We start from the raw sequence: 7,013 nt of genomic DNA, 5'->3' as shown, positions 1-7,013 counted from the left end.
CGGTGTCCACCGGCCGGCCGGTGGACACCGAGTCACCGAAGTCGCCATGCAGCGCCTTGCTCAGGTAGTCGACATACTGCACCAGCACCGGCTTGTCGAACCCGTACTGCTTCTTCAGCTCCGCAAGCCGCGCCGGGTCGATGGAGGAGGAATCCATTCCGGCGCCGGCCATCGCCGAGACCGGGTCGCCGGGCAGGTAGTCCAGCACCAGGAACGACAGCGTGTAGGCCGCCCACAGCACGCCGGCTGCCTGCGCGAGACGCCGAATCACGTAACGCCGCATCCGCTGCTCTCCTCCCGCCTGACAATCTTGTCCCAGTCCTCGTGCATGCCTGCGTGCACGCTCTTGTCGTGCATGCTCTCGTGCACGAGGGTCCGAGAAAACGCGTCCAGCTCTTCAGGTCGTCCTAGCTCTTCCAGGTGTCGTGCAGCTGGATCCGGCTGGACGCCTCGAAGTCCAGGTTGTGGACGTTCTTCGACACGCCCAGCTCGGTCTGCAGCTCCACGACCGGGACGACGTAGGCGTTCTGCACGATCAGCTGCTGGGCCTGGGCCACCAGGCTCTGCCGCTTGGCCGGGTCCGGTTCGGCCGCCTGGTCGGCGAGCACGGTGTCGAGCTGGGTCGGCGGCAGCCTGTATGCGTTCGCCAGCTGCGTGGAGTACTGGCTGCGCAGAATGTCGGGATCGGCACGGGTCAGGTTGCCCCACAGCGCGTCGAAGTCACCCGACCTCTGGATCTGGACCACCTGGGCGATCTGCTGCTCCTTCAACACGATATCGATGCCGACCGCCTTCAGCTGCTGCTGGATCAGCTCCAGCGTCGACTTGTTGGTAGCCGCGTTGGTGAACCAGTCCACCGTCAGGCGCAGCGGGGTGCCGTCCTTCTGCCGGATCCTGTCACCGCCGGGCGTCCAGCCGGCGGAGTCCAGCAACGATCTGGCCCTGGCGGCGTCGAAGAGCACGCCCGAGCTCAGATCCTGGTAGCTCGGGGTCGTGTGCGCCAGGATGCTCGTCGCCGGCTGGGTGCCGGTCGGGAACACCGTGTCGACGACCTGCCGCCGGTCGATAGCGAACAGGATGGCCTGCCGCACCTTCTCGTCCTGCAGGATCGGTCTGGAGTTGTTCAACCCTAGGCTGAACACCACCCCGGGGTTGGCCCGTGCCTGCAGGTTGACCCCGCCGCCCTTGAGCGCCGACTCGTCGGAGCGGCTCACGCTGCCGATCGCGTCGACCTGGCCGGAGGCCAGGCTGGCGGTGCGCACACCTGCCTCGGGGACCACCTTGAACACGAGCGTGTCCAGGTAGGCCTCACCCTTCTTCGCCCACAGGGACGAACCCCAGTTGTAGTCCTTGCGCTTCACCAACGTGATCGACTGGTTTGGCACGTACTTGGACAGCGCGAACGAACCGGACCCGACCACACCGTCGCGGCAGCGCTGCTGCGGGGTCTTGGCGACGCTGGCCCCCGACACCAGTCCCAGGGAGAACGTCGAGGTGGCCTGCAGGAACTGGGCGTTCGCCTGTTTGAACGCGACCGCGGCGGTGAGGTCGTCGACCACCGTGGTGCCCTCGTAACCGCTGAGGTAGCCCTGCCCCAGGACGGCCAACGTGCCCAACTTCGGTATCGCGTCGAAGTTGTCCTTGACCGACCGCGCATTCACCGGCGTCCCGTCGCTGAACGTCGCGCCGGGCCGCAGGTGGAAGGTGAACGTCTTCGCGTCCGGGCTGATCTCCCAGCGTTCCGCCAGCCACGGCACGATCTCGCCCGTCTGGGGGTTCTGGTCGGTCAACGAGTCGACGATCTGCCGCAGCGAGTAGACCGTGTCGTTGCTGCCTCCCTGCTGCGGGTCCACGCATCCCGCGTCCGAGCCCACCGCGAAGGTCAGCGTGCCCCCCGCCCGGCCCGCACCGGCGCTCGCGCCGCTCGCGGGCTCGTCGTCATCGGAGCCACAGGCGCTCAACAACGTCGAGGCCGCGGCGAGCGCGGCAACAGCCACCGCCCACCGAGTGGGTCCGGGCCGAAATGATCAATTCACAACAGTTCTCTCCTGCGAGGGATCCGAAGAAGCCACCGGTGGGACCGCGTGCCCGCGCACTCCAATCCCGGACGGACCGGGACGGACAACGCAACGAACACGATGACGCCGAGTGACAGACACGATGACGCCGACCTGCACGGCGCCAGGACTGCTGAGGTCAGAGGGCACATGATGTTGAGAGGCGCACCGCGCCCTGGCAACAGGGGCCAGTCGCGTGAGGACCGCCGCGCCCAACGGCGAGCGGGTCCGGTATCAGCTCAGGGGCCGGTAGCTACAACACAGACAGCTGGTTACTCGCTGCAGGTCGATGTGCCGTCGTGAGAAGGTCGCCGGGGTACGGCACGGCGAAACAGCGCAGGCACGGCCATGCGACTGCTGCACGCTGGCTTCCTCCTACAACCAAGACACACGCCTGCGCGACTGGTTCGTCGCACCGGGCTCTCATCCGGAGCGCCCGACCGCGGACGAGAGTTGCCGGCCAGCAAGCCAGAGCTTGACGCTGACGCTCGGCGCCTGAAGCTACCCGTCCGCGGATTATCCGTCAATATCGATTGACAAAGTAGAGAAACAGCCGGGCGCCTCCAGCTGCCGAGGATGAAGTCCCCCGCGCTCGAAGGACGAGAAGACCGTGATCGGGACTGCGCACATCTGCCGCCCCCTGCCCTCCCCCACTGCCTCCTCCAGCAACCCGGGGACTTGGGCCTCCGGCGACGGAAGAAGCATGATCCCGTCACCTTTGGCCCTTTGGCCGGGACCACAGCGCCGTCAGACCACGACAAGGCCGAGCGCGGGGTCCAACTTGTGTAGATCGTGCGGATCAGAGGTGACAACCGTGGCCCGAAGCTTCTCTACCAGTAACACATCAATATCGCCAGCTTCCAGCACCGATCGCGCCCAGCCACGCGCGGCATCGTCCAACCCGGCAGCCTCTTCGATCATCTGGTCCAGGATCTCCTGAGCCTGCGCCCAGTCCGGCTCGGCAGCAGCCAGACCGGCGAAGTAGGCCGACACCGACTCCACCTGGCCGGCGTCGGCAGCCCGCTGCGCCTTCGCCGCGATCTCTTCCGGGACACTGATAGTGATCCTCCTGAAGCTCATAAACCAAGCTTAGTAGTCGTAAATAAATTAGTTGTTTTCTTGAGGCGCGTTTGCCCCGATCAGAGGCCTGCAGTTGCATTACTTATTTCATTACGACTCCTTAAGTCCGAAGCAGCTGCGTGCACTGGTGTTTCTACGCAGGTCGCTGACCTGCGTAGGTGCGCGAGCTATCGGCACCGAGACGGATCTCCACGGGGGAACGATCACGATAGGCGGCCCCGAACCGGTGACCCAAACGCCAGGCGGGGCCTCAACCGCGACCCCAGGAGGTCCCGACCGTGTCCCACATCATTTCCCCAGCAGCGTCTGGACCAGAAACGCGATTCCCGACACGAAGCGGTGCTCCGCTCACGCCGATGGCCCGACCTTCGAGGCCACCAGTGACGACTACCGAGCGGCGGATCAGACCGACTTCGAGCGGGAGCGTGATCTCGCCCTGGTCGCGTTCTACGCAGCCTGACTCCAAGCCAATCTGGACCCGTCACGATCGGTTTCAAACGCGCCTACGTATCACAGGCCGAGTCGGGCCGGGACGTACCGTCCGAGAACCTCGTCGACGCGCTGGACGTGGCACTGGACGCCGGCGGGGAACTGCGTACGCTGCGCGGACAGGCATGGCAGGAACGACGGACACGACGCCACAACCCACCCGACCCGCGAGAGCAACGAGGGGAGGATGCCACGGACCGGCGGCAGGTACTCCAGACCTCGGCCCTGGCTGCGGCATCGGCGCTCGCAGCCGACACCTACCAGCGGATCTCGACGGCTGGCCCGGACGCACTGACGCTCGTCGAACTGGAAACCGACGTCGATGAGATCGCCGTGGTGTACACGCCGGTTCCCCACGTCGACCTGCTGCCCCGGGTCGTGGACCGCTGGCGTCAGGTCGAGGCGATCCTTGACGGCCGGACAGCGGGCAAGACGCGGCAGCGGGTGACCCTGCTCGGCGGCCAGTTCGTGTTCTTCCTCGGTCGGTTGGCGTTCAACACCGGGGACATGCGTTCGGCCCGTCGGTTCGCGATGCTGTCGGAGCACTATGCCGACGAGGCGGGGGAACCGGTGCTTGCCGCTTCGGTGGCCGCGCTGCACTCGTCGATCGCGTACTACACGGGCCGCTACACGGCCGCGCTGGATCATCTGCGTGCCGCAGACCGCTGGGACCATCCCTACGTCCGCGCCCGGATGTCCGCCTACGAGGCCAGGACCCATGTCGCGCTCGGGGACGCCGCCGCGGCCAGTGCCGCGCTGGACCGCATGGAGACGACGGCCGGCGACTTTCGCCCGGCGCCCGGAGAAACACCGGTCGGGGAAGCGGCGGTGGCCATGTTCCGCGCGGGGATCGCGGCCCGGCTCGGCGACGCCGCGGCCGTCGACCAGTGGACGCCGGTAGCGGTCACGGCCTACCGGACCCGGGGTGGCAACTTCTCCGCGGAGGAGGAGCAGCACGCCGTCCTGAACCTTGCCATGGCCCATCTGCTCAGACCGTCACCGGAGCCGGACGCCGCGGCGACCATCGGCATGCAGGTACTCGCAGCGCTCGCGGCGAGCCACACCCACACGGTCGCCGAACGAGTCCGCCAGCTGGACGCCATGTTCGTACCCGCCCGCCGGGCGATACCCGTCGTACGGGACTTCACCGACCAGCTTCGGCAGACCCGACCCGCGCTGACCGCCGGTACCACGTCATGAGCGGTGAGCCGGCGGCAACCTTCACCATCCCCACGATCACCACCGAGCGTCTGACGCTGCGCGCCATCATCCCGGAAGACCTCGATGCCTACGCGACCATGTGGACCGATCCGGAATTCATGCGGCACCTCGGCGGGCCTGCGGACCGGTCCGCGGCCTGGCGGAACATGGCAACGACGCTCGGACACTGGGCGTTGTGGGGCTAGGGGCTGTGGTCCGTGGTCGAGACGGCCACGGGTGAGCTGGTCGGCCGGGCCGGGTTGTGGAACGAGCCGGGATGGCCTGGAGTCGAGGCGGCCTGGTTCATCGCCCGGCCCTTCTGGGGTCGCGGATTCGCGCCGGAAACCGCGCACTCCTCCCTCCGGTTCGCCTTCGAGCGCCTGGCCGTCGACCAGGTCGTCTCCGTCATCGACGCGGACAACACCCAGTCGATCCGGGTGGCCGAGAAGATCGGCGAAACCTTCCACCACACCGAGTTCCTGCACGGCAAAGATCAAGACGTGTACGTCATCACCCGGGCCGAATGGGCGGCGCGCACCGGTGGGTGAGACGTCAGGACGTTCCCCAGAACGGGCGGAACGGTCCTGGTGACGGCGGGTCGGCGGGCACTGGCCACACCCGTCATTCGCCATCCAGATCCTGACCGCCTCGAAGAACGCGATGTCGACGCGCAGGTCGTCGATCTGACCGCTGACGGCGCACAGCGCGAACGCCCGCTCCAGCCGGGACGCGGCGTCCCGGAACCGCGCGGCCAGCGGGAGCTGGCGTCCGTCCTCGGCCGTGTTCGCCGGCAGGGTCGGGTCACGCAGATGGTTGACCGTCCCGAGCACGGGGTCCTTGTAGGCGGTCTTCGTTCCGCTCGTCAGCACCGTCCGCCAGTCGTAGCCGGCGAGAATCCCGAGGATGACGTCGTGCAGGTCACGGACCTTCCCCAGCACCTCGTCGATGTCCCGGCCGAGCGGCTGCTGCGCCTGGTCGGCGGCGGTGTACTCGGCGAGCGCCTCGCGCAGCCGGTCGGCGACCGGCGCGTAGCCGACGAGCAGCCCGTCGAGCTTGTTCAGGTAGGTGCGGTTGACCCGGGCGATCGCCTGCATCAGCGCGGCGCCGCGCATCGGCTTGTCCAGGTACATGGTGTGCAGCGGCGGCGCGTCGAACCCGGTGAGCAACATCGACTGGACGATGACCAGTTCGAGCGGGTCGCTCGGATTCTTCGCGCGGCGCTGGATGACCTTGTTCTGCGACGGCCGGCGGACGTGTTTGAAGACCTCACCCTCATCGCCGCTGTCGCCGGCGTAAACGACCTTGATCTTTCCGGCTTCGAGGGCGTCGTCGTGCCAGCCGGGGCGCAGCGCGGTGATCTCCTTGTAGAGGTTGGTGCAGATCTCCCGGGCGGCACAGACGATCATCCCTTTGCCTGGACCGTCGATGAACTGCCGCATCGCCGTCCTCGACCGCCCGGGTGAGGTCGTAGATGTCGATGTAGGGGCCGAACATCTTCCGGGTGTTGCGGTCCGCCTCGGACAGCGGCGTCCCGGTGAACGCGATCAGGGTCGCCTTCGGCAGCGCCTCCCGCAGCCGTCTCGTCCTCGACGTGACGGTCGACGGAGTCGGCGGCGCGGCGCTCGGGGTGATGAGCCAGGGTGAGCTGCACGCGCTCGGTCTTGCGCTGTTCCTGCCTCGCGCCACCGTGCACGAAAGCCCGTTCCGGTTCGTCGTCATCGACGACCCGGTCCAAACGAGTCCTGGCACCGCCGGTCTGTGGCCACATGCCTGCGTGTGGCTGATGCGGCTGGCCCTGGAGGCGGCTCTGCGCGACCTGTGGATCCGCGAACACCCAGCAGTCACGTCAACGACCATACGAGCGCAGCTGCTGAGCCTCCATCACATCCTCGACGTCCAGACTGTGGCCCGAGCCGAACATCTCTGGGCCTGCCTGTCCCGCGCCGGTCATCATCACCCGTACGAGCTCTCCCTCACCGCAGCAGAGCTACGCCGCTGGCACGAGGACGTCCACGCCGTCGTGTGCGTCTTCGCCCGGATCCCGGACGCCGGCGGTACCCCGCCGTCCACCGGGCACTCATGACCGTCGTCCCGGACACCCGGGCAGCCGGCTGAACAGACGAAGGTCACGGGACACCCTCCGCACGCACGTGCGGAGGACGGGGCTAGCCGATCCAGGTGACCCGA

General features: G+C 67.5%; 7 protein-coding genes, 3 pseudogenes and 1 riboswitch. Of the genes and pseudogenes, 4 read left to right on the top strand and 6 right to left on the bottom strand.

What is annotated here, in order from left to right; genetic code table 11:
* From CV1CTNOD_RS01765 to CV1CTNOD_RS25300, 4 genes and pseudogenes are all read right to left on the bottom strand, one after another.
* Nucleotides 1-283: pseudogene (locus CV1CTNOD_RS01765) on the bottom strand (ABC transporter permease); the annotation flags it as partial.
* Between the two features lie 124 nt (nucleotides 284-407).
* Nucleotides 408-1,997: an ABC transporter substrate-binding protein gene (locus CV1CTNOD_RS01760; protein WP_131784426.1), complete on the bottom strand. Its 1,590-nt coding sequence runs from the start codon at nucleotides 1,995-1,997 to the stop codon at nucleotides 408-410.
* A gap of 294 nt (nucleotides 1,998-2,291) precedes the next feature.
* Entirely contained in the window at nucleotides 2,292-2,420 is a 129-nt protein-coding gene (locus CV1CTNOD_RS28055) for a putative leader peptide (RefSeq protein WP_431607052.1), read from the bottom strand.
* Nucleotides 2,421-2,442: 22 nt separating this feature from the next.
* Nucleotides 2,443-2,553: riboswitch (SAM riboswitch) on the bottom strand.
* 251 nt (nucleotides 2,554-2,804) lie between these two features.
* A complete protein-coding gene (locus CV1CTNOD_RS25300; RefSeq protein ID WP_207386118.1) occupies nucleotides 2,805-3,137 on the bottom strand; it encodes a hypothetical protein in 333 nt (110 codons plus the stop codon).
* Nucleotides 3,138-3,363: 226 nt separating this feature from the next.
* On the opposite strand from CV1CTNOD_RS25300, the gene CV1CTNOD_RS25295 reads away from it, so the two are divergent.
* The 3 genes and pseudogenes from CV1CTNOD_RS25295 to CV1CTNOD_RS01745 all read left to right on the top strand — a co-directional run bounded on the left by CV1CTNOD_RS25295 (nucleotide 3,364) and on the right by CV1CTNOD_RS01745 (nucleotide 5,374).
* The gene (locus tag CV1CTNOD_RS25295) at nucleotides 3,364-3,597 is read left to right on the top strand and encodes a hypothetical protein (RefSeq protein WP_207386117.1); all 234 of its coding nucleotides are present in this window, start codon (nucleotides 3,364-3,366) and stop codon (nucleotides 3,595-3,597) included.
* 107 nt (nucleotides 3,598-3,704) lie between these two features.
* Nucleotides 3,705-4,826: a hypothetical protein gene (locus CV1CTNOD_RS01750; protein ID WP_131784425.1), complete on the top strand. Its 1,122-nt coding sequence runs from the start codon at nucleotides 3,705-3,707 to the stop codon at nucleotides 4,824-4,826.
* Nucleotides 4,823-5,374, top strand: a pseudogene (locus tag CV1CTNOD_RS01745) (GNAT family N-acetyltransferase). The gene CV1CTNOD_RS01750 and the pseudogene CV1CTNOD_RS01745 overlap by 4 nt, the downstream one beginning before the upstream one ends.
* Nucleotides 5,375-5,512: 138 nt before the next feature.
* Here the strand turns inward: CV1CTNOD_RS01745 and CV1CTNOD_RS25290 are convergent.
* Both CV1CTNOD_RS25290 and CV1CTNOD_RS25285 read right to left on the bottom strand, forming a co-directional pair.
* Nucleotides 5,513-6,007 (bottom strand): annotated as a pseudogene (locus CV1CTNOD_RS25290) (type I restriction enzyme subunit R domain-containing protein); the annotation flags it as partial.
* A gap of 91 nt (nucleotides 6,008-6,098) precedes the next feature.
* Nucleotides 6,099-6,371, bottom strand: a complete 273-nt coding sequence (locus tag CV1CTNOD_RS25285) for a hypothetical protein (RefSeq protein WP_242606289.1) — start codon at nucleotides 6,369-6,371, stop codon at nucleotides 6,099-6,101.
* Between CV1CTNOD_RS25285 and CV1CTNOD_RS25280 the strand changes: the two genes are divergently transcribed.
* Nucleotides 6,361-6,909: a hypothetical protein gene (locus CV1CTNOD_RS25280; protein WP_242606290.1), complete on the top strand. Its 549-nt coding sequence runs from the start codon at nucleotides 6,361-6,363 to the stop codon at nucleotides 6,907-6,909. The genes CV1CTNOD_RS25285 and CV1CTNOD_RS25280 overlap by 11 nt on opposite strands.
* Nucleotides 6,910-7,013 lie beyond the last annotated feature (104 nt).

The organism is Protofrankia symbiont of Coriaria ruscifolia (assembly GCF_900634745.1).
Classification (GTDB): domain Bacteria; phylum Actinomycetota; class Actinomycetes; order Frankiales; family Frankiaceae; genus Protofrankia; species Protofrankia californiensis.
Note: the sequence above shows the minus strand (reverse complement) of the source record. Positions and strands in the feature narration are given on the sequence as shown.